A 24,987-nucleotide genomic window follows, 5' to 3' on the forward strand; every position below is an offset into this window, starting at 1 on the left:
TCCTGTATACCTTTAACTTTTCAACCCATATAAGTTTTGGATTTCACCTGTGACCCAAAGACACGATCAATTAAGCTCTACTACTCTTTCAATTACGACGACTGCAACCCCAATACAAAAAACTGAAACGATTTTTCCATCTGCTTTTGATCAAACGGAAATTCAAAACACGTTGACACAAACCGCACTAAAATCAGAACAACTGACGCATATCCCCAATCTGAGCAAGATTCCTACGTCAACCAAGAGAATCAAGCCTTTAAATAATTTCTTAGGGCAAGATCGTGCCAGAGCCTCTGTAGAAGCAGGGATTGCTTTACCTTATTCAGGTTACAACATTTTTGCTGTGGGCACGGCAGGTCTTGGAAAAAGGACCATGATCAAGCGCTTGTTGCAACAACATGCCAAAACTATGCAAACGCCTGATGATTGGGTCTATGTTTATAATTTTAAAAATGCGCGACAACCGATTGCCCTGCGTTTTCAAGCAGGTCAAGGCAGTAAGTTTCAAGCTTTAATCCACCAAGCTTGGCAAACCATTCTTAAACAACTTGAACGTCGCTTTAGTGCAGAAACGTATCACAATCGTATTGAACGCATTCGTCAGATTACGGGAAATGAGCAACAACTCGCTTTAGTTGAACTGACCAAAGAAGGCGAAGACCTAGACCTAAAACTAATTAATCGTAACGATGAACATATTTTTGTGCCGATCCATGTCAAAGATGACAAAATATTGGAAATGTCACAGGAAGATTTAAATGCGCTTGACAGTAAACAGCGTGCAGAAATTAATTCCAATATGCGTTATATGGATAAGAAACTTGAACGGCTTGGTCTTCAGTTAGGTGATTTAGAAGATGATGCACGTGATCAAGTTTCTGAACTGAATCGTGATATTGCCAAACAAGTGGTAATTCCTCGTATTGATTTAATTTTAAGTAAATTTAAAACCGTAAATGGACTAGATCAATATTTAAAACATTTTGCTGCTGATATCATTGAAAATGTTGAAACGATTCTAGATCAAGAAGGTGAAGAGTTCTCTCCTGCTTTATTTAATCGTGTTCCTTCACGTTACCAAGCCAATGTCGTAGTGAGCAATAAACCGAATTCTGGTGCACCGGTTATTTTTGAAGACTTCCCAACACATTACAATTTACTTGGACATGTTGAACAGTTGACACAAAATGGTACGATTACCACTGACTTTACTCTGATTCGTCCAGGCTCATTGCATCAAGCCAATGGTGGTTTTTTAATTTTAGAAGCGGAACAACTGTTAGAACAGCCTTATGCATGGCAAGGTCTAAAACGCGCATTAAAATCAGGACAATTAAAGTTATCTTCTCTTGAGCACATGCTGACTTTAACAGGCAGTATTTCAATTGAACCGGCATCTGTGCCACTTAACTTAAAAGTGGTTTTATTGGCAGAACCTGAAATTTATTATGAAATTTTAGAATTAGAGCCAGAATTAGGCAGTGTTTTTAAAATTCGTGCTGATTTTACCGACACTCTGCAACGTAATGATGATAATGAGCAAGCCTATATGCAACTGATTGCAGACTATGTTCAACAAGATAAATTACTGCCATTTGATCGCTCTGCATTGGCAGCGTTATTAACAGATTCAAGTCGCCAAGCTGAAGACCAAAGCTCATTGTCTTTACATGCTTTAACGCTTGGTGATTTAATTCGTGAGTCACATCATCATGCAGCGCAGTCGGACGAAAAGTTAGTTACGTCTCATCATATCAATACAGCCCTGAAACATCGTCAATACCGCTTAGGCTATTTAAGAGAGCTCTATTGGCAAGACTTGTCACGTGGCACTCAGTTAATCGAAACTCGTGGCCATCGCTTAGGTCAAATTAATGCTTTATCTGTGATCCAATATGCCGACGTTGAGTTTGGTTTACCTTCACGCTTAACCGCTTCTGTATACCAAGGTGGTGGTGACATTCTAGATATTGAACGTAGTGTGGAACTGGGTGGTTCATTACACGCCAAAGGTGTCTTGCTCATGTCAAGCTTCTTAAAAGCACATTTTGGTCGTGAACAGATTTTGCATTTTTCTGCTGCCCTCGCCTTTGAACAAAGTTATGGTCAAGTAGATGGTGACAGTGCCACAGTTGCAGAACTCTCTGCGTTAATTTCTGCGATCTGCCAATTGCCTATCGATCAATCTTGGGCAATCACAGGCTCAATGAACCAATTGGGTCAAGTTCAGCCTATTGGTGGAGTTAATGCAAAAATTGAAGGATTCTTCGACGCATGTAAGCTACAAGGATTAACCAGCAAACAAGGTGTGATTATTCCTCGTCAGAATATGCAGCATTTGATGCTTCGTCATGATGTAATTGAGGCTGTCAATGAAGGTCAATTTCACATCCACGCAATTGACACTATTGACCAAGCTTTAGAAATCCTAATGGCGCGCCCTGTTGGTACCTTAGACAAGAAAGACCGCTATACCAAGGGTTCAATCTATGCAGCAGTGATGGCACAGCTTGAATATTGGCAGGCATTGGAAGATGGTGTTGAAATAGAACAGAAACCAAAGAAAAAGAAAAAAAAGAAGAAGGAAAAAAAACTGAAAAAGGCTGAAGCTGAAGCACCAACTGTCTTCACTGAAGAAAACCAGCTTGAAGTTGTGGCAAAGCAGAATAAACGAAATTCATCTTAAGTTGATTGTTAATTTACAGCCTCACATAGACAAAGCTTTGAATATTCAAGGCTTTGTCTTATTTTTCATGATCATTAATGAGTTAAACTTCCTGTTTTTTTAAAATATCTAAACACTTAAACTCTTTACCAGTTATCGCAAAGTCTTGTCTAGGCTGTTGATCAATTTTCCCATCCTAGAACAAAATAAATCTTAGCCAAATAAAAAAGCACCTTCCGGTGCTTTTTCTACATCATCTACTCATTAAGCATCTGGCGCTGGGCTATACTGCTCAATCAATGGTTTTAATTCACCATTTTGGAACATTTCTAGAATAATGTCGCTACCGCCGATCAATTCACCATTAATCCACAATTGAGGGAATGTAGGCCAATTTGCAATTTGTGGCAAAGTTGCACGAATATCAGGATTTTCCAAGATATTTACATAAGCAAATGGACGACCAATTTGGCTAAGTGCTTCAACTGCACGCGCAGAGAAACCACATTGTGGAAATTGCGGAGTACCTTTCATATAAAGAAGTACTGCATGTTTAGCTATTTGATCGCGAATTAACGCTTCTGTATCACGCGCTTGTTCAGTCATTGATTAAATCCTCAACTCATCTGCCTGCATTATACCTAAATCCACAATAAAGAATATGTCTAGACGATTATTTCCAATTTTATTTATATTAAAGCTTTAAATCTTCCGCATATTTTGGTTAGATAATCTTTCACCCTTTCCACTCCTAACAGATAAGAGTTAGTTATGAATAACATCACCCTCGCTCCGGTACAAACTGATCAACCTTCACATTTGATGCCTGTATTCAGCCGTCAACCGATCAGCTTTATACGAGGACGAGGTTCTTATCTTTATACAGAAAATGGCACTGAGTATTTAGATGCATTGACGGGTATAGCCGTTTGTGGCTTAGGGCATGCTCATCCTGTGTTGGCTGAAGCCATTGCAGAACAAGCAGCTACGTTAATTCATACGAGTAATATTTACGAAGTCGCTTGGCAAACTGCAGCAGCACAAAAGCTGGCTGAAGTTTCAGGAATGGAAGAAATCTTTTTCTCAAACAGTGGTGCAGAATCGAATGAAGGTGCAATTAAAATTGCACGTAAATTTGGTCATTTACAAGGTGTTTCCACCCCTAAAATCATTGTTGCAGACCAATCATTCCATGGTCGTACGCTTGCAACACTTTCTGCTACTGGCAATAAAAAAGTTCAGGAAGGCTTTGCACCTTTGGTTGATGGCTTTATTCGTGTACCTTTTGGCGATATAGAAGCCATTGAAGAAGCCGCTATTCAGCATCCTGACATTGTGGCAATTTTGGTTGAACCAATCCAAGGTGAAGGTGGTGTCAATACGGCTCCTCAAGGCTTTAGCTATCTTGAAGATATTCGTCGCATTTGTAATCAACATAATTGGTTGATGATGCTGGATGAGGTCCAAACAGGTAATGGCCGTACTGGTAAATACTTTGCCTATCAACATACCAATATTATTCCAGATGTTTTAACCACAGCAAAAGGTTTGGGAAATGGTTTTCCAATTGGTGCTGTGATGACACAGGGTCGTGGTGTTGGTGTTCTTGCTGCTGGGAATCATGGGTCTACTTATAGCGGCACACATTTAGGCTCACGTGTCGTCTACACTGTGATTGATTTGATCCAAAAAGAAAATATTGTCGCAAATGCTGCAGAAATTGGAACCTATTTAGTCGATCAGTTCCGTGCTCAACTTGCAGATCAGGATGTGGTTGTGCGTGGTTTCGGTATGATGATTGGTATCGAACTATCAAAAGACTGTGCTGAATTGGTGAACATAGCACGTGATAAGTATCATTTAATCATTAATGTTACTTCAGGTAATGTGATCCGCTTACTTCCTGCGTTAAATATGAATCATGAGCAGGCAGATGACTTATTGAAACGTTTAGTGCCTGCAATTAAAGCATTTCTTGCTTAAACATTAACCAACACTTTAAGAGCTCAACCTGTTAATCTCTTTTAGTTTTATCGTCATTGCTTATAAAGTTAAAAATATAGAAAAGCCGCTTTAAAGCGGCTTTTTTATTAGAACTTATTAGAGTTAGAACTTTGGCTTTATGAGGCTTCTTGGAAAATTCTACCACCAGGTAACTGGCTAAAATATTGTTTCAAAGCGTCTAGACAACGATGAATTTTCATCGGTTGCTGTTCACGCTTTAAGGTCACAGCACTTAAAGTGAAAGTTGGTAACTTCCACTCTGGTAATACTTCAACCAACGTTCCATTCATCAATTCTTTTTGCACATCTAAATAAAGAATCCGAGCAATACCATGTCCATGTTGGCACAATGATTTTGCAACAAATACATTATTTGTCTGAAGACGATGCTTCATTTCTAAATTAACGACTTCACCTGTTGCACCATGCTGAAATGAAAAATGTTGAGAATTTTTCATGATATTTATCGGAATCAAATCATGATTCTGTAAATCTTCAGGTCGCGAAATAGGCGCTGTTTGATTTAAATAACTTGGCGATGCAACTAAGATTTGATCTACTCTTGCAAGAGGCGTACAACTCAAGTTATTCACATCTTCGATTTTTGAAGACATACGAATAGCAATATCTATACGCTCTTGGATCAAGTCGATATATTGGTTATCTGCTTCAAAATGAACCATCAAACCTCGATGTGCAGACATCCAATGCGATAAAGCAGGCACAACATGTGTTGCTCCTATTTCTGGGGTTGTCGCAATACGCAAATCCCCAACTAAATCATCGCGCAACTCATTAATGCGGATTTTTCCACGCTCTGCGGCAGCGAGCATTTCTTGACAACTGTGGAAAAAAGCTTGACCAGCCTCAGTTAAACTCAGCTTTCGTGTAGAACGATGTAGAAGCGTAACTTCCATTTCATGTTCTAAAGATCTAATTTGCTGACTAACCGCACTAGTCGTAATGCCAAGGTCACGCGCGGCACCACTAAAAGAACTTTTTTCAACAACACAAGCAAATACACCCATTGCCCGAAGTTGATCTAACATAAATTTCCCTCTGAAATTATGAGCTGTTTCACACTTTTTTGTTCAAAACAACTCATTGTATTATACGAAGAAAATTACACTTTGCATTAAAATATTTAATTTATTGGTAAAATATTTGCTGGGTTAATTGGTTTTCCATCTAAACGTACCTGAAACTCCAGCATAGTACTGGTGGCGCCTGAAGATCCCATCTCTGCAATCTTCTGTCCTGCTGTCACCGTTTGACCACTTTTCACCAACATTTTGCTGTTATGAGCATATGCAGTAATGTAACCATCAATATGTTTTACTAAGACAAGATTACCATATTCTTTTAATCCATCTGCAGCATAAACCACTTGACCATCCGCTGCGGCAAAAATTGGATCACCTTGATTCCCTCCGAAACGTATTCCTTTTATATTATTCGCAACATTATAATTTGCAATAACAGGCCCATTTGATGGTTTTACCCATCTCAATTGTGTTGATTGTACTGTCGTCGTCGTTTGCACAGGCGGCGTTGCTGGCTGAGCAGTTATTGTCCCAGTTGGTGGTGTTGGCTGCTGTGTTGGTAACTTAATCGTTTGACGTTGAATTTGCGGTTCATTGTTAGTTAACGCTTTCGTCGTAGATCGAGTGACATTGCCACTACCCTTTTTCAAACGTAATGACTGCCCCACATAAATTCGATAAGGCGCAGCGATATCATTCATTTCAGCAACACTGAGATAACTCAAACCATAACGCATTGAGATTGCACTTAAGGTATCACCAGAACGAACTGTGTAATAGTCAGGTGCAACAGCATAGCGTGTAGGATTATTTATTTGAGGCTTCGATGCACACCCAGTCACCAATATTGTAGAGGTGATTGCTATTGTGGACAAAATGATTTTTATCCATCGTTTAGGCATTTGAATTGGAAGTGTTGATCGAGCCAAAAGCATTGATTTCCCTCTCTACAATCTTAAAATTTAAAAATATTTGCTTAAGATTAGCAAAAAACACACGCATTTCACTGTTTAACAGTGCTTTTTCACAAAGTTATAACACTCAAACATCAAAATGACTATGTGAGAGTTGTGATTGTAGTCTTTCAAGAATCGTATAATTAGTCGCGTCCATTTGAATTGGTGTAATACTGACATACCCATTGGCAATTGCAAAAAAGTCAGATTGCAGGTTTTTTGAATTCTTTTTGGGGTCTGTCACTGCTTCACCCGCCAAACCAATCCAATAGACTTGACGACCACGAGGATCGACCTGACTGGTAATCGGTTTTGATTGTATTCGACGACCCTGATAAGTAATTTGAGCACCTAAAATATCTTCTACATCAGGAATATTGATATTTAGAATATGTCGTGGAGGCAGTTCAGGTAAGCCTTTGGCAATAAACGTATAAACCCAATTTGCGGCTTGCGCATAATCTTCAGGATTGTCATATGAACGCACATTACTGCCCGCTAATGAAACTGCGATGGCAGGTTGTTTCATCAAACGCCCTTCAAATGCCGCCCCTACTGTTCCAGAATAAAGTACATCGTCTCCTAAATTTGCCCCACTATTGATTCCGCTCACAACTAAATCAAATTCAAAATCGAACAAACCATTCATGGACAAATAGACACAATCTGCAGGTGTACCATTTACTGCCCACATATCTGTTGCAATTTGAATTGGTCGAAGTGGTCGATCTAGGGTTAATGCACTTGAAAAACCACTGCGCTCACTTTCTGGCGCAACAATAACAACTCGACCTAATGGTCGCAACGCTTTTGCTAAAGCTTGAATACCTGGTGCAAAAACACCATCATCATTTGCAATTAAAATATTCACTATAGTCTGCTTAATTCTGTATTAGTCTGAAAATTCTTTTATACCCCTTTATTTATCTAAAACTTTAATCTATTTTAGTCGGTATTGGTTCGCACTAATCTGTCAATAAAACGGGTACTGTGGCGGGTAACTTATTTCACTGAACGGGTAACTTCATGCTTTCTGATACTAAAATAAAATCATTAAAGCCTAAAGAAAAAATGTATCGGGTACTTGATGCAGAAAGGTTATACATTGAAGTAAGACCTTCTGGCAAGAAGATATGGCGATTCAAATACACTTTAAACGGCAAAGAAGGCACTGTAAGTTTTGGAGAGTATCCAATTGTTACTTTGGCTGATGCACGTAAAAAGAAAGATGAAACAAAAGCTTTATTAAAAGAAGATATAAATCCTGTTGAAGAAAAAAAGAAAAAGAAAATTGAGGCAATTACAGCCACAACAAACACTTTTAAGGCTGTTTCTGAAGAGTATATTTTGGAACAGATGAAATATAAAAGTGAAGACTACATAGAGCAATTTAAACGATCTATGAGAAAAGACATATATAAAGTGATTGGTCATAAACCTGTTAAGGATATTAATTCTTCCGATGTTCTAACAATCTTGAAAGACACAATGACACGGGTAAAGAAACTTTCTCATTATGGTACTGGTGAGGCAGCAGCAAATCAGAATAGAAGATTTATAAGTCTTGTAATGAAATATGCAATTGTAACTCTAAGAGCTGATAACGACCCAACCTACGCAGTAAGAAGCGCAATAGAAGCACCAGAAATTGAACATGCAAGACCCCTAGAAAAAGACGAGCGAATAAAACTAAGAACTCGTCTTGAGCTATACGGAGGCACCACAACAGTTAGGAATGCTTGCTTGGCCATGATGTATTCTATGTTGAGAGCTTCCGAGATCAGACGCATGCAATGGTCATTTGTAGACTTTGAAGAGAGAGTTATTGAATTTCCCAAAGCATCAAGAAGACGTAAGCAAGAGCGCAGCAACAAAAAGAATCATATTCATTTAGTTCCTATGTCTGATCAGCTTTGCGAATTATTAAAAGAGCAATACGAAATATCACCTAATGAAACTTATGTTTTTGCTGCACCCTTTAAAAAGGATGAAATGTTAGCGAGAACAACACTTAATAGAGCATTGGTTTTTATTGGGTTACCTGATATTACTACACACGATTTTAGAGCAACAGCATCCACCCTGCTAAATGAAAAAGGATATAAGCCTGACTGGATCAATAAACAATTAGCTCATGTTGAAGAAAACAAAACAAGAGCCACATATAATCATGCTCGTTGGTTAGATGATCGACGCAAAATGCTTCAAGATTGGGCTGATATTGTGGATAGTTGGAAGAATTAAGGCCCCTAAAGAGCTTTAACGCAAATACCCACACTCACATTTGTAGTAACAGTGTGGGCAGTACAACCAGTTAGAAATAAGCAAAGTAAAAAACTAATTATCCTGAGCTGCATATTTTAGATTCTCAGCGACTCGATTAGTCCACCCTTTGCCATAAGTTGCCCAAGTTTTTAAGGACGTATAAAAACTCAAACGCTCAGAAGCCAATAGCAATAGAACATCATTCACTTCTTTAACTTTTACTGCTGCAATAGTATTAGGGCCTATAATGCCATCATCTGGAACACCTACAGCTTGTTGAAGCTCTTTAATTGCGCGGCTTTTACCAGCATTCACAGCAAAGTCCCACAATTGAAATACAATCGCTGGGTCTAACTGATCAGCTCCCAATTTATCCCACCAATCCTTTTTATAAATGGCTTTGGCTTGTTCAATGGTAAGGTTTTTAATATCTAAATTCGGGTAAGTATTGGCAGCAATACCGTATTTAGTGCCTTTAAAAATCCCCTTTCCAACTTTTCCACCCGTCCAATTACCAGGATCATTTCGATCTGTAGAAAAGCCACCTTCATGGCCTATTAAGCGTTCAAATGCTTTTTCAAAATTCATTTAAATATTGCTCCAAAAGTTGCTTTAACTTCGGTGATGATTTCGTTAAACGACTTACCTTTGAGAAGCTGCATTGATTGGTATGCAATACCAATGCAAAGCATCCCAAAAATCGCAAACACAAGCATCACAAAACCTTGTGCCATATGTGTGTAATGAGTTAAGTCGTAATATTCAATAAAAGCGGACCCACCATACAAACTGATAGCCACGCTAAAAGTGAATTTCATAATCACACCCATCGTGATTTTGATACGCCCTTGAGTATCTATATCTCCACTTAAAGTAAGTGCAAAAATAGCCCCAATTACTGCTGCTAAAATTTTAAAAAGCCATGGTAAGCCTTTGATTGAGATTGGATCGTTCAATGTGTTCCCCTAATTTTTGGTATTAAAAAACCCTGTACTAATTAAAGAACAGGGTTGGGCGTGATTTATTGAGTAATTAAGGGGTTTAAAATAAATAATTGAGTGCGTAGGTAAGCATATCTTACATCTTTTTTAAATTACAAATACGCAACAAAACTTGCGTAAAAAAAATGTATTGTGCCGATTTAATCTATTTAAAAACATATTAATGCGAAACTTGTCATTAGATTATTTAAAAGTAATACTCGCTTACTTTGTTGTTTTGCTTCATTTGGAGTTTTTGTATTCGTACTTTCCTGAACTTGGCTTTTTACTCGTTAATGGGCTATTTCGCATAGCAGTTCCATTATTTTTCATAATAACTGGTTATTATTTTACAAATATAAAAAGCAAGGCTGACTTGTTAAAATGGATAAAAAGAATTTTTATCATGTATGCAATATGGATGTTGTTTTACATACCATTTTGGCTTAACACTTCAAACCTAAAAGACACATTTATTACATTATCGGTAGGCTATTTTGCGCTATGGTACTTAATAAGCTTAATATTTAGCGGCATCATTCTTTTTGCATTAAAAAAGGTTAAAACTAAAATATTAATAGCAATTCTTTGTTCTTTATTTATGATTGGGTATATAGCACAACAAATCGGAAATTTACACTACTTTCATGGAATCTACGACAAATTACTAAACTACTTCCCAATTTACCGAAATTTTCTATTTTTTGGATTCCCATTTTTAACAATAGGGTATTTAGTTAATAAAACATCTCTTGATAAAAAATTTAAACCGTCTTTGATTTTAGTAATTGTATCTGTATTTTTAGTTTTTTTAGAAACCTTTATTAATTATAGGTGCATTAACAATAAAGAGCCTATTGATTTATTATTAACATTATTATTCACTCCATTATTTATATTCTTATATGTTAAAAATATAAATATTAACGGCAATAATAAAGAATTAGCTAATTTTTCAACTGCTGTTTTTTTAATACATCCGTTTGCCATTGCACTTTCAAATCATTTTAAAATCCAACAAAATGTTGTTTTCGTTTTACTTATATCAACAATTTTGGCGTACACAATCACACTATTGAATAAAAAATTTAAATTCTTATTATGAGTGTAACTACGATGAATGCTTTTAGGGTATTGCTATTTTTCACCTTGGATTTCAGATAAAAGCACTCTAAAGGGTGCTTTTATAAATATTCAACTTCTAAGAATCATTCATTATAAAAATAGACTGTTCTGCAATCAGACCTGTAAACAGCGCCAACATAAAAATCTTCTAATTCAACAGTTAAGATTCCATTTGCAGATACGGTTGGTTTTGATAAAAACCCAATTTGGACTTTTTCTGTGACTGTGATTTGCTTGCTTGTTTCATTGAAGTTGTAAATTAGCTGACGATCAACAGCCTCAATTTTTGCATTAAACTTTCCAGAGGGCATTAAGAATAAAACAATTCGATACGCATTGGCAGTGTTAGCTGAAATCGCTTGCCAATGACTTACAATCAGCCATTCAGAAACTGTTCCTGAAAAATTTTGACCATTGTTGATATTATGATGCATTCTCATGTCTAGTGAAAAACTTGTCCTTCTATCAACAGCATATCTCTCAGTTAATGTATACTCGTTGTTTTTATATATTGTTTGTAGTTCGGTCCCAGTTTCAAGCGGAATCACATTTCCAAGGTAAGTATTCGAATATGATGAAATATAGCGATTTGGCGCTGAACTCCATATACCCCCAGAATCACCAACAAAAGAAACCTGTCTTTTTTTATCGCTAGAAGTATTGAAGTGATTATTCGAGATAATGATGCGCTTTGGATCAATAAAGGTCTCAGATGTGTCAAAAATAATTAAACCGACATCCGCATCATCATTTCTGAATGATTTACAGTTAGAAATAATAATTTGTTCAGGATTTAGTACTCGAATCGAGCACTCATCCATATAGATATTCGTTAGATTTAAAAGCGCATTTTTACCAGTACAATCAATAAAAAATCCATAATCTTTTTCTTGTGCACCATAAATGTGAATATTTTCAAAAATATTTAAACCAGTCTTAATATGTTCAATACCTCGGCCACAATAAGCAATAAAGAAATCACTATAATGTCCGTCATAGGTGTTGATATATAAAGCTGTGCCACTTGGGATCGCACCATCATATACATCACTGAAACTGTACTGACTAAAAGAACACTGGCTATTTACGTGTATCTCATGCGCTTCGGGACCCGCACCTAAAGTATCCTCTGGTGCTTTACCAACAACCAATCCGTAACCATTTTTCTTCCATCGGATGAAGTGGCATGTACTAAACCCAGACTTTAGAGCGCGATTTATTTTAAAACAACTAGCTTTTTCATTACCATCAAAAATGATGTGATTAAAAGTAATATAGTGATACGCTCTTAGTGCTTCAGCATCTGTAAATTCACCAACGTATTCACCAATAAATTTATCACTTGCTTTAATTGTACCGTTACAGAAATTAAGCCCACCAATTCCCTGAATACCCAAAATTGGAGTGTCCACCTCCCAGACCCTGCCCTCCAAATTCACATCTAACTTTCTAATCATTTGACCATTGTCAACATATCCAGCGGTTAATGTTTTCACCCATTTAAATAACTTATTAAATGCAGATACCCCATCACCAAAGTACGAAAGCTTTATTGTTCCTGCAGTACCTCGCTTCCAAATCGTTCCATCATTCGCTATGACGGTCATCGTTCCATCATCAACACCACTGTTTGATGTATTCCAAATTGACCCATTAGTCATATTAATACATTGAATTAATGTGCGTTTTTTAAAAGATCTAAGCGCATTTATATCTTTTACCCACTGAGTTGATTTATCGTTAACTTCTTTTTGGGTTTCATCGCCATCATGAATAAAACTTGAATCCCATCCTTTATCAATCGCTATTTGAGCGAGACGATCCATTAGGTATTCGTAATAAAGCTCAAGCTGATCGAGCGCTACACCTTGTTTTCTAATCTCTTCAATAAGATAGGCGCGCAATTCATCATCTTTGTAGTCCACATAAGCTTTTAAAGCATTTATACGTTTTCCAAGAATCCAATCCGCCACCCCCAATTCTTGCAGCTTCCACCAAATTCGATCAAAGTCACTATTAACAGGTTGAGGACGGAACGAGTTATCATAGCTATGATAATCAGATGTTCGCTCTAATGGGGTATCACGTCTAATTTTAATGTTTGCACCATTGGCTGGAGGAAGTGCAAAAACTACTGTGTCATTCTGAGCATCCAATGTCCAGCTTCCCACTGATGGCTCAAGATCATTAACCAAAACAATTAGATGATCTTGCTCTAATACTTCAAACTCTAATGGGAATATTTTAGTAACCCCATTCGCTGTAAATTCCTTGTAAGGAGTTTGTTTAGGTACCGCCATGATTATCACCCTAATATTCGAAATCTAAAGTGGCTTCGATGACACCACCGTTTGTCCTCCAATTAGGCGATTCTTTAACTTCATTTTGTCTGTGTATTTTTCCTATGCGAATTGGCTCATCTGCTATAGCACCAGCTAAGGAGTCAAGAGGATCGTCAATTTGATTTGTTACTGCTGGGTTCCATGAGCGCATAACCTTTACTTCAAAGCTATCATCATCAGGTTTATCGGGGTCACATAAAACTGAAAGATGCGCCCATAAAACACCAGAGCTCAAAGGCCCTTCAATTGCACTTAATATCCTTATATTTTTATTTTGAGTTGCTTTTATTTCAGAAACACCGCAGCGTATTTTTCTCTGTTTTAGGCAGCTTTTCAAAATTTCAGGGAAAAATGCTCCACTTCCATTTGTTTCAACTGTCACACGAGTTAAATGAAATTCCTCAATTATATTAACTAATTGCCAAACTTGACCGCCAATAATATTGTGCCCTGAGTCATCAACAATGCTAACCTTACCTTGCAAGCCAATTGACCTATGCCAATATAACCGGCCTTGCTCATCATGAAGCACTAATGCGACAGAAGATATATCTGAGGTTTTTTTACCCTCAGATGGATCGACTCGTAAGGAAGCTGAAATAATCCTTACATTCCCTAGCATCATTACATATGTGCCATTTGCATAGAGCAAAACAGGCTCACAATCATAAGGTATCAAATTGTTTGGATCTAAACGAACCTCACCCACAGGTTTTGCATGTAATTGATATTGAGAATCCCACTCATTGATTGTTCGGCATTTTTTTCTTCTTTTAGTCATTTCATGTTTTGTGAATCTTTCAGGCCATAGAGCTTTGGCGTAAAAGTCAACAAATTGAAAATCCTCTAGTAAAGTGATTTTATAGCCCGAACCATGTGGAACAATTTTATAATGCTTATCTTCTTCTAAGCATTTACTGTATTTATGAATTCCACTGAAGACATATTCAGGATAAAAATTTAAAACAGCCTCTTTTCTCGCTTCAATTCGGTATTCGTTTTCAAACATTCTTCTTATAAAGCAGTTTGAGCCCGCCTCTATCATTTCTTTATAGATTGAATCATAGCTATGTGGAGTGCCAATAAATAAGTTTGTTCCACCTGGTACTAGAATGTGAGTTTGCTCAGTTAGGCTATTTTTTAATTTCTCTCTATTTTCTTCTGTAGCAACGTTTTTTTGAACTTCAACATCATCATTTTGAATATGCTTTGCTCGTTGTCCTGTAACACTCGATAGAATTCCGCGAGCATACATTGACCCATATTGCTCGTCATTAGAGCCGTTTACCCACCATTTAATTACACCACCATGTGACTTATGGACATCATTTACTTTACAAAGAGGATGATTGGCAAGAATTCTTATCACTGCTCTACTGCACTTAAGGGCATCAATGTTTGTTGCTCCTTGATGCAATACAAGGTCATCTACATCTTTGTAGAATCTCCAAGCATTAAAGACAGTTACAATACCTGACTTATTATGCCCACGAGGAAGCATGAGAAGATTATCCATCTCATCAGATAGGGATTCCATCCATTCACAAGTCTCTATGTGAAATAAAGGTGTAACACGACCCAAGTACTCATCCCAAAGCACATAGAATTCAGCAAAAGATGCTTTCATAATTAGTTATAACTAGTCTTATCTTTTGCCTTCTGAATTGCAGCTTTTGCCTTGTTTATTAAACCTTCTTCATACTTACGCTGCGTTTCTTCATTGGTACTAGTTGGTGGCAAGTCACCACGACGGTAAGCCAACACTTGCTCCACCTTGGCCACACCTGATCCACACTGGTTAAATCCTTTGTAAAGCCATACCTTATTGCCTCGCTCTTCTTCTGTTTGAAAACCCATGTCAACTGCGGCAATACCTATCTTGATTAAGTCATCAGTCATCTGCTCATGAAGTTTTTCTAAAGCAATTATTTGATCATCACGCATATAAAAACCCTCGCATAATAAGAAGTTATACGAGGGTTTGAGTTATGGTTTGTTGGGTGAGTTGCTATTGAGTGACTTTATCGAAATCTGGTGCTTGAATATCACCCCAATCATCACCCAGCCATTGAGAGCGACCATATTGTTTTTCGGCTTTACGCATTACTTTTTCACGATATCCTGGTGCAATCGTATCTTGTAATTCATCAAATAACATGCGATTTGCTACAGCCTTTGTATACCATAAGTTCTGTGCTGGTATTTTCCCTTTAATAGCTTTGAATGCCTCATTGCCTGCATTGGTTTCTACGCCATTTGCCAATTGCGTAGCATTACCAACTGTCAAACTTAAAAGGGATTTTACATCCTGACCAAATGGGCCAGTTAAAATCCCATCCACACCACGTCCAGTCGGATCCATACCAGCAACAACAATATCCCCCATGATTGCCAAACCACCACCTTGAGCTACTGAGCGCTTCATAAAATCAATTGTCTTTTGAGGATCGTCACTATCCCACATCGTTGATGGATCATTGCCGTTAGCAATCTCTTTAAGCTGCACAACAAATGCACCAAGCAATGAAGTAAGAGCCACCAGTGAGCCAAGATATGCGGCTTTACTTTTCAATGTTGGACGACTAAATCCACGGCTACCATGTTTCATCATTAGCGCAGCTGGAAAGGATTTAAACTGAAGCATTGAGCGTAAGATTTCTCCCATTGCGGAGCCTTTGCGCAAACCACCAGTCATCCATGTTTTCTCACGCAACCCAGCCTCAATGACCGCCATACCCTGCTCATCCAAAATATGGGCTTGGAATCGTGTAGCTGCTTCATCCCTAATCTTTTGTGCCAACACTTGTTTTTCACCATCAATACTGTCGGCAAGGCGTTTTGAAACATGGTCACGCTTAGACTGACGCTCTGCAACTTTGGATTGATAATCTGCAAATTCAGTATCAAGCTCATTTACACGCCTATCCAGATCTTTAAACTTTTGTGTAATAGCCTTATTCGCAGCACTATCAGCACTTCGCATTTTTGCACGTAATTCAGTTATACGACGTTCGGAATTACCAAGACGTTTACCCAGATTTTCACCGCTTGCATAATTTTGACGAGCATTTCGTGATACGGATGAGTCAATTTTACTATCTGTTTTACCCTTGATTCTTGTCTGTTCTTTGGCTTTGCTGATTTCAAAATCAGTATCAAGACGCTCCTGTTTTAATACCACTAGTTCTTTAAGTTCATTCAGTGCGTCCAGTTCTTTTTGGGTATTCACATCTCGACGCGAAGCATAACGATTCAGCCGATCGGACAACTTGCCCTCATACTCTACCAACTTCTCTTTTGATAGTTTAGATTTCCCATTTAGCAAATCGTTGAAATCTTCAAATTTACCTTGAATATCTTTCTCAAAAGCTTTGATTTTTGCATGTAGTCGACTGGTTTTTTCTGAAACTTTGTTATCTAAACTTTCAAGCATCCGCCCTAATTTTTTAGCTTTATCAGTCAGGTTATCTATGGTCTTTCCTTGCGTAATACCATCCATAAAACCTTTGAGATTCTCGCTATTCTCGACATTTCTTAGATATGCATTCATATCTGCCTGAGCTGCTGCCGCTTCTTTTTGTGCATCCAATAAATCGATACGATCTTGTAATGCCTGCTTTTCAGCTTGAGATTTCGCATCTTTTCGATTGGCATAGTCTAAAAGGCGCTGTGACAGTTGGCGCTTAATATCATCAACCTTTTGCGCCCTATTGGACATACGCTGATCATCTAAAGCATTACGATTATTAAGCTCTTTGATTTGACTATCTATGCTATCAACCAAAGCTTTAACATCATCATCCATTGCCGCCAAAATCTTGGCATCTGGTATTTCATAAATTGATCGAGCCGACATAAGTTGATTCCCTCGCCCATCATTAACAGGTTCAGCTTCTCGCATGATTTTCCAAGTACGCTCATTAAGACCTGTACCCTCTAGCAACTCACGGTCAATAGGCGCTAAATCACTCCATGACTTGTCACGAGTCATTCGTCCGTATTTATCCATAAGGATTTTAGAGAATCCACGCTTGTTGGCTGCGGTTAGCGCATTCAATCCTGATATACGCAATACCTGTGTAGCCAGCGAACTTGAACCCTTTGCCGCCATTTCAGCCTTACCATGAACCGAAGTTAAACCATCATCAGCCCAGCGTGCAATCGTGCCTACAGTTTCCTCTGTTGCCAAACCTAAGCTGTGTGCTAACTCACGATCAGCTTTATTTTTTGGGTTAAGCTGACTAATGATCTCACCAAATGCTTTACGGTATGAAATTCCATGAATTTGAGCTGTTTTTAAAATCATGGCTTGGTCAGTAAGCGATGAAAGTGTTGTGCCACCTAACATGGATGCTACATTGAGTGAGCGATATGTTAAGCCAACATTCGCTAATACTGCATTTTCAGGTTGATTCGTTCCCATGAATTCATCAAACATAACTTGAGAGCGTTTTAAACCTCTATCAACTTGATTTAAATCAACACCATTTTCCCAATCTTTTTGCTTTGCGGCATCCATTAATATTTTCATAGCGCCTTTTGGATTGCTTCCAAGATTTTCAACGAGGGCAATATCTTTAGATAAGCCATTTACATGTGCTTCAACTAAATCAACAAATTGCATGCCACCATATTTTTCTTGATAGTCCATCCATGTGTCAGCATCTTTGAAATGTAATACTCGACTTTCACTATGTCGACTAGTGACCTTAGAATTTCCACCGAAATTTTGACGACCAATTTCTAATTTGTTTGCGCCATTACTTGTGATTGAATCAAATGAATATTTCAATAAATCTCGAATTTCATCTTCCGAATAAAATCGACCATCTTCATGCACATACTTATCACGATTGATTGCACTAATTGCATCATCTACCCACTGATCACGACCAACGATAGCCATTTTTTCAGCGCTGTGTGTTTGCGGTAAAGCCCAATCATCTAGCTTTCCAACATCACCACCTGAACGATTAAAACGCTCTCGCATTCCTTCAAATACTTCACCCATTTTGTCTGAGATATTTTTAGCAGTAGCATTGCCTGAATCATTACCGAAACGCTCTTGAATGATGTTATGAGCTAAAGCCTTGTCAGTCCAAACACCTAAACCGCCTTTAATGTTTGTATAAAAATCCAGTAATTCACCTCGATAAACTGAGGCAATAGCACGTGATTGAGAGTTAATTGACTGAATGCCAGACATATCCCCATGCATAGCCACCATACGATCTATAACTTGTGAGGCAGGCAAGGTGGGGTGATCAAGCTGATTAAGATTTTTAGACTGAATTAAAATATCATTTGCCGCTATTTTATTTTTGCGCTTGACCTCAGCGATGATGTCTATAGCGACTTGCTTCCCGGCTTCCACAAGTCGATCATTCGGGCTTAAATTGCGCCATTTCTGAATATCTTGCTTGGCAAGGTTTTTCATTGCCTGATTTATTTTTGCTTCAATGTCTGTTGCTTCTTTAGCAGTCAGGGTTTGTTTTCCAAGCGCACGTGCGACAGCTTGTTTGCATTGATCTTTCATAAAAAATGCCCAAATGTTTTTAACAGTTGAGCAGTTATAAGATTGGGTTTTGTTGGGTATCTATTAATGAATGCCTAGAATTTTTTTGATTCTATAGTTTGCCGCTTCCTGAGGTATACTTTCATCCACCCAAAAGGTATGCTCACCAACAATATTACGTCTATAAACGGTGGATTCATTAGTTTGGATACCTGCCATTTTGAATGAATCGCCTACATATTTATCTGCGGCAAAAGGAAACTCTTGACCATCATGAGAACCACCTATAAATAAATTCATATAACCCTCTATAAATATCAAATAGTTATTTATAACAGAATCATCCAAATTGTAAAGCACAACTAATAGCGGTTTGAGTTGCTAAAACATCTTGCTCAGCAATTTTCGCTTCAGCTTCCAATTCATCCAATCTATCACGCAAAGTCATTGTAATTTCTTCGATGTTGCCCTGTGGATCTGTGCGACTAACTGTAATCAATTGATCAGGATTGTTGTTGATAATATCTAAGGCTGCCTTTTCCTCTGGTGATTCACCGAATAATTGCCCTTGCCTTGGATCACCTTTACTTTCAACCTCATTTACTTTTGATTGAATGTTGTCACCAATCGCTTTAGCGCTTCGACTATTTGAATCAAAAACATTAAGAAAGTCTTTAGCGCCAGCAGATAAACCATCATCAAATAGCGAACCTTGATTTAAATAATCTTTAACGTTTAGGCCATTAGCTTTTAGATCACTGTATTTCTGCACAGCTTGCGCCAAATCGCTTGAAATTGAATTTTGGTGTCTACCACCTTGCTGAACCAAATCATTTAATTGTGAGAGCTGAGGCGCTGCTCTAAGCAATGCATTAAGTACGGTTTTACTATCATCATCCAAATTTTCAGATAGTCGCTTAACAAGATTTGGATCATTGTAAGCACGTTGAACAATGGCAGATTCAATTCGGCGTTTACCATCTTGAGATAATTTACCATCACCAGTGATAGCATTGGCACGTTCTGATTGTGGCAATTGATCTACAAACCCTCGGATATAGTCCATGCTTTGATCGATGTTAAGTGAGCCATCATTGTTAATTTTTAATAGGGACGAATCAGGCAATCTATCAGCATCACTAACTGCTCGTTCTGTAGTACTAAATTGCGCTACATCGCTTTGATTGGCAAGTTGAGCAAACTCTGCACGGTTGGTATCTGTTAAGCGCGTACGAACTAAGACAGGGTTATTAATTCCCTCAATATCAAAACCACGAGTGTTGGCAAAGTCTTGAACAAATTGTCTATAAGCTTCACCTTTGCCCTGCTCATAGGCTTTACCAATTGCCATGGTGCGACCATTGCCCGATTCAACAACACCATCAAAACCGACAATAGGCGCACCGTCGGATAACTTAGGTGATTCTCCTAACCATTCGGGTTTTAAATCATCTGCCATTGCTTCAATCTGTTGACGTGATGCTTCACGCGTACGATCTCGTGGTTGTAACTCAGATGGATAACGAGGATTAACCCCATAAGCACTATCATTCGATGCAATCAAATCGCTTAAAGATTTCACCTCATATGCAAATTCATAGCTTGAGCCATCCAAGCCATGTGCGGTTTGAGTTTCAGCACCACCATAACGAGCGCTTAGACTGTTCCATTTCTTCTCCCACTTGCTAATTGCCTGACCAACGGTTAAGCCTTTCATACCGTTATTGTTGACAATGGCATTTGCATTTTTAGCGTCGTATTTACGCACAACATCAATTAATTGTAGGTTTGGATCAGCTTTTAAAACATTTACCGCCCCTGCTGGACCAAGTAAATGACCTAAATACTGCTCATGTGCTACAGGTGCTCTATCAAGTTTTTTGCGAATATAGTTGTTTGCATTCTTGATATGATTCAAACCTTGCTTAATCTGCTCATTTAGATCATTACGATTGCCACCTCCTTGACCTTTCCATGTGTCATTAAGTAATTGAAAGACCCCATGTGCTGACGAAGTAGGATTTTTAGAAGTTGAGCTAAACGATCCGCCAGTTTCTATATGACTAATTGTTAATGCCACACTTGGATCAACGCCATCTTGCCGAGCTTTACGTGCAATCAGTTTTGCATTTGCTGGCAACGCCATAGATTCATAATCTAGATTTTTAGGCTTAGGTGCGCCTTTTACATCACGAGGTACGCTTACAGGTTGCCCACTTTCAAGTTGTGATCGAGCAGTATCCATGTTGATTAAATGGTTGTTTTGTTGGATTGGATCAGTTGTATGAACTGGTGATGATACAACATCTGCGTCAAGATCATTGGCAACCAAAGTATGCTCAGTTAAATCTTGACGCGCTGCAATTGTATCTGCATCAAGTGCTTGCACCTCTACATCAATCTCTTGATTCAATTTGGCGTTACGTTGCTGATATCCACGTGCTGCACCAAACAACAAAGTATTCAAAATTAGGTTTGTGGCTAAACCTTCTTTTGTGATTTCGTAGTATTTTGCCTCATTGTCATAACCATGACTTTCGAGAATCTTTCCACTTGCATATTGACCACCAGTAGTTAAAGCAGTTGCACCACCGATGGATAGCCCTGCATCTGCCAATAATCCGCCTTTACCAGCAAATCCATATTTAATGGGTAAAGCAGTTGCAGCGCCAGCAATAACACCATCTGTTACTGCGACTTTTGCAGCAGTACTGCTATCCACGCCTTTATGGGTTAAATTTTGATATACAAAGTTGGTTTCAGATAAACCTGTGACACCTACTGCACCACCAATACCACCAGCCGCACTACCAATCATTGCACGAGATAAATAATCACTTAGAGAAAATCCAATACTACCGATTAGACCTGTATTTTCTTGGTCTTTTAAGTAGTCCACTGAATCAACTAAAAGGCTTGTACGTTCTAATTGTCGCTTTTGCTTAAACTCTTCAAATGGCTCAATTGTTCGATCAGTTGTAACATCTTTAAATGAGTATTCGACTCGATCCGCTACAGCATCAAAAGGCTTAAATACTGTATCTAAAGCCTTAGCAGCGCCAGCAGTCACACCCTTTGGAATTGAAAGACCAGCACCTTCAAATAAACTTGGCTCAGTTTGTTGGGTTGGCTTACCTATAACACCTTTCGCATTAACTTGATCTACTTGCTGTTGCTCATCACCTGAATATTCAGATAGCCAATTACTCATTACTTGGTTCTCCCTGGCATATTCACACGCCATGCAATGCCTTTAACTACAAGCGGATTACCACGCTCATTAATCAGGTCGTATTGAATTTCACCTTTTGCGGAACGGCTTGCTGATCGCCTTAAACGCAATGTTTCAAGGTCTGCAACATCAATGCCTGTTTGAGATGAAATATATTTAAGGCCCGATGTTACTGTGGTCTCAAATGCACCATCATCCAATCCATAAGGTTTTGATACTTTCCATGACTTTTGATTTCCATATTTAACATCCTGGTTATAAACACCACCTGTTGCCATGCTTAAAGCTGTTTTGGCAATATCTTTGTTTAAGTCATCTTTATCTTTATGTTGATATCCATCACGCTCTGATAAGTGCGCATAGATTGACTTAAACCCTGCAAATGTCATATTTGCTGTGTCACCAGTAACAGAATTTCCCACATAATTATTAAATTCTGTTTTAAGCAATTCATCTTTTGGCATTGTAAATTGTTTGTTTTTTAGGGCTTGGGTACCACTGATAATTGCTGTTGCAACATCTTCCCCTTTTGTGGATTGGTAATATTGCATGCGAGCAATACCAGCCATGATGTATGACTGATCACCACCACCTAATTGACCTAGAGTAGCACCCCAAATTTTATTACCGCTTGGGATATCTTTCGATTGCTGAATTAAGTCACTAATAAAATTAAGCTTGGCATTTACACCCATTCCATCAAAAGCTTGTTTTGCTTCTGGTAAATCTTCCTGAGATATAGGTTTTAATTTTATATTTGGATCACGTAGGGCCAATTGACTAATACCATTATCGACAATGCTTTTAGCGGATTGGCTAGGATTGGTTTTTAATTCAACTGCTGATATTGAATTAGTCTTAAGCCCTGCTTCACTCACTGCTTGAGTAGGATTATTTTTAAGCACTTCAAGCTTATCTTTATAGATCGTTTCATAAACATTCATGACTTTGCTTTCATTTTCAGCATTATCTGTAGTCGTGTTTTTCATATTGGCTTTTTGTTTATTGATTAAAGCCAATTGTTCACTCGTACTTTTACGACTGAAGTTTTGAAAGTTTAGAGAATTCTTTTTATAAAACTGATATTCAGCTTCATTGTCAGTGCCTTTTACCGCTGTACCCACACTTTCCATGTAGTTACTATCAAGCGCACGCCCCGTCAGCACTTGAGTTTTGAACTCGTTAAATACTTTATTTGATTGAGTTATGCGCTTATTTTCTTCTACTTGGGCTTTCTGGTCTAAAGCACTGATGCGGCTTAAGACTTGCTTTTCTTTATCTTGAATGGTTGGTCCATCTAAATATTTATACTGACCGCCTCTCAATTCAGTAAGCAAAGTGTGTAAATCTGCTGGATCTTCAGTTTCAACGGCAGTTAATGTGCGTTTATCAATATCCATGATATCGCGTGTAATATCGTATTTATTCAGACGATCAGCTTTATCAGCAACGCTTAAATTAAGGCCATCTAAGTTTTTAATTAAATACTGTCGCCCTGCGTCACGATCTTGGCGAGTTGAAACATCAAAAGCTTGATCTGCAATAGTTGAGCCTTTTTGGACATCTGCACGAAGCTGCAAAGGTAAAAAGGAAGTTGCTTGCTGATTAGAGTTGCTATCCCAGTACTCTTGCAATTGTTTTTGAGCATGTAATGGCATGTCAGGTTCAAGCTGTTTATAGCGCTCAGTTGTCCATTTTTTTAAATTGTCATTGGCCTGTTGAGCGTTAATCGTTCCGTTCACTAAATCATTTTTTAATGTTGAAACTTGATCACTCATTTCAGTAGTCATTACATCATCAAGCTTAACCCTTGCTTCTTTTTCAGCAATGTCATTGTGGTATAACTCAAGTCGTTTTGCGGTTACTTCCTCTTCTTGAAGTTTTTCATCTCGTGCCTGTACAGCACCACCAATAGAATTACCAATTGAAGATAAACCAGTTAAAGGTGTGTGTTGTTGTAATGTCGGCTGTGAAGTTGTTCGACCCTGTGAACGTGGTATTAACATTATTTCCACCCCATAGCTTGAGAGCCTGCATCAATAAAGCTACTTGCTGATTTCATGCCATAGCTATTTCGTTGCATTTTGCCCTGTTGTCTAATCTGCTTTGCCTGCCAATTTGAATCACTTAAATTCATTGTTGAGTTAAACGCTGAATCACCAAGAATTTCATCTTGAATTTTTGCCGCAGTACCAATATCAACATCCAAGCCGTTCTCTGCTGCAGCTGCTCGTGCTGATGATGCATCCTTTTTACCTTGCTCCAGAATTTTCTTAGAATTCAGTCTCGCAACAGATTGAACGGTTTTAGCATTACCTTTAGCAACTGCATCCGCTTGAACTGCATTTGCTGCGTTTTCCACACCGCTAAATACAGAAGAAATAACTCCACCATTGCACATAATTAAACCCTCATTTCCAAGACATAACCTGTCAATTCAAAGCCTAATGATTCATAAAGACTGATTGTTCTTTCTGCTTTGATGCCTGTAATTGTGCCAAGTTGAATTCGGTCCGCATTATTGAGCTTAGCCCATTCAATAAAGTGCTGAATTAGCTCACTTCCTGCGCCTGTTGCTCGATATTCAGGAAGTACATACACGCCTTGCTCAAATGCTAGGCGCTGATTTGTACGCCAATCCACATCAATACAACCAATCAAACCGCCAACTGGATTTGAGTACTCATCACAGACTAAAAATACTGATTCAAATTTATTGATTAAATGACTAAATAATTGAATGGCTCTATCTTCATCAAAGCCTTGATGTTTAAAATTTACTGATTCTTGTGTGAGACGCTTGCCGAAATCAACAAGCGTACCCAAATCCTGAATTGTTGCTGTTCTCACAAACATC

At 38.2% G+C, this 24,987-nt stretch carries 19 protein-coding genes; 4 read left to right on the forward strand and 15 right to left on the reverse strand.

Annotated features, from left to right (window positions below; translation table 11 throughout):
- The first annotated feature begins 49 nt into the window (after positions 1 to 49).
- The gene (locus tag AC4CVF_RS10485; RefSeq protein ID WP_490789390.1) at positions 50 to 2,689 is read left to right on the forward strand and encodes a Lon protease family protein; all 2,640 of its coding nucleotides are present in this window, start codon (positions 50 to 52) and stop codon (positions 2,687 to 2,689) included.
- A gap of 243 nt (positions 2,690 to 2,932) precedes the next feature.
- Here AC4CVF_RS10485 and grxD read toward each other — a convergent pair whose 3' ends face one another.
- On the reverse strand, positions 2,933 to 3,274 hold the full coding sequence (grxD, locus tag AC4CVF_RS10490) for a Grx4 family monothiol glutaredoxin (RefSeq protein WP_336953200.1): 342 nt from the start codon (positions 3,272 to 3,274) through the stop codon (positions 2,933 to 2,935).
- Between the two features lie 165 nt (positions 3,275 to 3,439).
- On the opposite strand from grxD, the gene AC4CVF_RS10495 reads away from it, so the two are divergent.
- Positions 3,440 to 4,651: an aspartate aminotransferase family protein gene (locus AC4CVF_RS10495; protein ID WP_336953202.1), complete on the forward strand. Its 1,212-nt coding sequence runs from the start codon at positions 3,440 to 3,442 to the stop codon at positions 4,649 to 4,651.
- Between the two features lie 137 nt (positions 4,652 to 4,788).
- Here the strand turns inward: AC4CVF_RS10495 and AC4CVF_RS10500 are convergent, their stop codons facing one another.
- The 3 genes from AC4CVF_RS10500 to surE form a co-directional block, all read right to left on the reverse strand.
- Positions 4,789 to 5,721, reverse strand: coding sequence for a LysR family transcriptional regulator (locus AC4CVF_RS10500; RefSeq protein WP_419328288.1), 933 nt, complete (start codon positions 5,719 to 5,721; stop codon positions 4,789 to 4,791).
- Between the two features lie 95 nt (positions 5,722 to 5,816).
- Positions 5,817 to 6,650 (reverse strand): peptidoglycan DD-metalloendopeptidase family protein, encoded by an 834-nt coding sequence (locus AC4CVF_RS10505; protein ID WP_336953206.1) that lies wholly within the window; start codon positions 6,648 to 6,650, stop codon positions 5,817 to 5,819.
- A gap of 106 nt (positions 6,651 to 6,756) precedes the next feature.
- The gene (gene surE, locus AC4CVF_RS10510; RefSeq protein ID WP_490789391.1) at positions 6,757 to 7,542 is read right to left on the reverse strand and encodes a 5'/3'-nucleotidase SurE; all 786 of its coding nucleotides are present in this window, start codon (positions 7,540 to 7,542) and stop codon (positions 6,757 to 6,759) included.
- Between the two features lie 155 nt (positions 7,543 to 7,697).
- Between surE and AC4CVF_RS10515 the strand changes: the two genes are divergently transcribed.
- Entirely contained in the window at positions 7,698 to 8,915 is a 1,218-nt protein-coding gene (locus AC4CVF_RS10515) for a tyrosine-type recombinase/integrase (RefSeq protein WP_490789392.1), read from the forward strand.
- A 93-nt stretch (positions 8,916 to 9,008) separates the two neighbouring features.
- On the opposite strand, the gene AC4CVF_RS10520 is transcribed toward AC4CVF_RS10515, so the two are convergent.
- Together AC4CVF_RS10520 and AC4CVF_RS10525 are read right to left on the reverse strand one after the other, a co-directional pair.
- The gene (locus AC4CVF_RS10520) at positions 9,009 to 9,524 is read right to left on the reverse strand and encodes a glycoside hydrolase family 108 protein (RefSeq protein WP_490789393.1); all 516 of its coding nucleotides are present in this window, start codon (positions 9,522 to 9,524) and stop codon (positions 9,009 to 9,011) included.
- Positions 9,521 to 9,892: a hypothetical protein gene (locus tag AC4CVF_RS10525; protein ID WP_490789394.1), complete on the reverse strand. Its 372-nt coding sequence runs from the start codon at positions 9,890 to 9,892 to the stop codon at positions 9,521 to 9,523. The genes AC4CVF_RS10520 and AC4CVF_RS10525 overlap by 4 nt, the downstream gene beginning before the upstream one ends.
- A gap of 217 nt (positions 9,893 to 10,109) precedes the next feature.
- Here AC4CVF_RS10525 and AC4CVF_RS10530 point away from each other — a divergent pair, with 217 nt between their 5' ends.
- Positions 10,110 to 11,021 (forward strand): acyltransferase family protein, encoded by a 912-nt coding sequence (locus AC4CVF_RS10530; RefSeq protein WP_490789395.1) that lies wholly within the window; start codon positions 10,110 to 10,112, stop codon positions 11,019 to 11,021.
- A 103-nt stretch (positions 11,022 to 11,124) separates the two neighbouring features.
- Here AC4CVF_RS10530 and AC4CVF_RS10535 read toward each other — a convergent pair whose 3' ends face one another.
- The 9 genes from AC4CVF_RS10535 to AC4CVF_RS10575 form a co-directional block, all read right to left on the reverse strand.
- Positions 11,125 to 13,341 (reverse strand): hypothetical protein, encoded by a 2,217-nt coding sequence (locus AC4CVF_RS10535; protein ID WP_490789396.1) that lies wholly within the window; start codon positions 13,339 to 13,341, stop codon positions 11,125 to 11,127.
- A gap of 10 nt (positions 13,342 to 13,351) precedes the next feature.
- On the reverse strand, positions 13,352 to 15,010 hold the full coding sequence (gene terL / locus AC4CVF_RS10540) for a phage terminase large subunit (protein WP_490789397.1): 1,659 nt from the start codon (positions 15,008 to 15,010) through the stop codon (positions 13,352 to 13,354).
- Between the two features lie 2 nt (positions 15,011 to 15,012).
- Positions 15,013 to 15,327 (reverse strand): hypothetical protein, encoded by a 315-nt coding sequence (locus AC4CVF_RS10545; protein WP_490789398.1) that lies wholly within the window; start codon positions 15,325 to 15,327, stop codon positions 15,013 to 15,015.
- A 64-nt stretch (positions 15,328 to 15,391) separates the two neighbouring features.
- Positions 15,392 to 18,919, reverse strand: coding sequence for a hypothetical protein (locus tag AC4CVF_RS10550; protein ID WP_490789399.1), 3,528 nt, complete (start codon positions 18,917 to 18,919; stop codon positions 15,392 to 15,394).
- Between the two features lie 63 nt (positions 18,920 to 18,982).
- Positions 18,983 to 19,198, reverse strand: a complete 216-nt coding sequence (locus AC4CVF_RS10555; RefSeq protein WP_490789400.1) for a hypothetical protein — start codon at positions 19,196 to 19,198, stop codon at positions 18,983 to 18,985.
- Between the two features lie 40 nt (positions 19,199 to 19,238).
- Positions 19,239 to 22,109 carry a lytic transglycosylase domain-containing protein gene (locus AC4CVF_RS10560; RefSeq protein ID WP_490789401.1) on the reverse strand — a complete coding sequence of 957 codons (2,871 nt, stop codon included), beginning with the start codon at positions 22,107 to 22,109 and terminating at the stop codon, positions 19,239 to 19,241.
- The gene (locus AC4CVF_RS10565; RefSeq protein WP_490789402.1) at positions 22,109 to 24,136 is read right to left on the reverse strand and encodes a methyl-coenzyme M reductase; all 2,028 of its coding nucleotides are present in this window, start codon (positions 24,134 to 24,136) and stop codon (positions 22,109 to 22,111) included. The genes AC4CVF_RS10560 and AC4CVF_RS10565 overlap by 1 nt, the downstream gene beginning before the upstream one ends.
- Positions 24,136 to 24,531 carry a hypothetical protein gene (locus AC4CVF_RS10570; protein WP_490789403.1) on the reverse strand — a complete coding sequence of 132 codons (396 nt, stop codon included), beginning with the start codon at positions 24,529 to 24,531 and terminating at the stop codon, positions 24,136 to 24,138. The genes AC4CVF_RS10565 and AC4CVF_RS10570 overlap by 1 nt, the downstream gene beginning before the upstream one ends.
- A gap of 2 nt (positions 24,532 to 24,533) precedes the next feature.
- The gene (locus AC4CVF_RS10575) at positions 24,534 to 24,986 is read right to left on the reverse strand and encodes a GNAT family N-acetyltransferase (RefSeq protein ID WP_490789404.1); all 453 of its coding nucleotides are present in this window, start codon (positions 24,984 to 24,986) and stop codon (positions 24,534 to 24,536) included.
- Position 24,987 lies beyond the last annotated feature (1 nt).

The sequence above is a fragment of the Acinetobacter sp. LipI_19 genome (assembly GCF_058242925.1).

Coding starts and splice junctions, on each gene's coding strand:
- grxD (WP_336953200.1), bottom strand. CDS start 3,274: ATGACTGAACAAGCGCGTGATACAGAAGCGTTAATTCGCGATCAAATA.
- AC4CVF_RS10495 (WP_336953202.1), top strand. CDS start 3,440: ATGAATAACATCACCCTCGCTCCGGTACAAACTGATCAACCTTCACAT.
- AC4CVF_RS10500 (WP_419328288.1), bottom strand. CDS start 5,721: ATGTTAGATCAACTTCGGGCAATGGGTGTATTTGCTTGTGTTGTTGAA.
- AC4CVF_RS10505 (WP_336953206.1), bottom strand. CDS start 6,650: ATGCTTTTGGCTCGATCAACACTTCCAATTCAAATGCCTAAACGATGG.
- AC4CVF_RS10515 (WP_490789392.1), top strand. CDS start 7,698: ATGCTTTCTGATACTAAAATAAAATCATTAAAGCCTAAAGAAAAAATG.
- AC4CVF_RS10520 (WP_490789393.1), bottom strand. CDS start 9,524: ATGAATTTTGAAAAAGCATTTGAACGCTTAATAGGCCATGAAGGTGGC.
- AC4CVF_RS10535 (WP_490789396.1), bottom strand. CDS start 13,341: ATGGCGGTACCTAAACAAACTCCTTACAAGGAATTTACAGCGAATGGG.
- terL (WP_490789397.1), bottom strand. CDS start 15,010: ATGAAAGCATCTTTTGCTGAATTCTATGTGCTTTGGGATGAGTACTTG.
- AC4CVF_RS10545 (WP_490789398.1), bottom strand. CDS start 15,327: ATGCGTGATGATCAAATAATTGCTTTAGAAAAACTTCATGAGCAGATG.
- AC4CVF_RS10550 (WP_490789399.1), bottom strand. CDS start 18,919: ATGAAAGATCAATGCAAACAAGCTGTCGCACGTGCGCTTGGAAAACAA.
- AC4CVF_RS10555 (WP_490789400.1), bottom strand. CDS start 19,198: ATGAATTTATTTATAGGTGGTTCTCATGATGGTCAAGAGTTTCCTTTT.
- AC4CVF_RS10560 (WP_490789401.1), bottom strand. CDS start 22,109: ATGAGTAATTGGCTATCTGAATATTCAGGTGATGAGCAACAGCAAGTA.
- AC4CVF_RS10565 (WP_490789402.1), bottom strand. CDS start 24,136: ATGTTAATACCACGTTCACAGGGTCGAACAACTTCACAGCCGACATTA.
- AC4CVF_RS10570 (WP_490789403.1), bottom strand. CDS start 24,531: ATGTGCAATGGTGGAGTTATTTCTTCTGTATTTAGCGGTGTGGAAAAC.
- AC4CVF_RS10575 (WP_490789404.1), bottom strand. CDS start 24,986: ATGTTTGTGAGAACAGCAACAATTCAGGATTTGGGTACGCTTGTTGAT.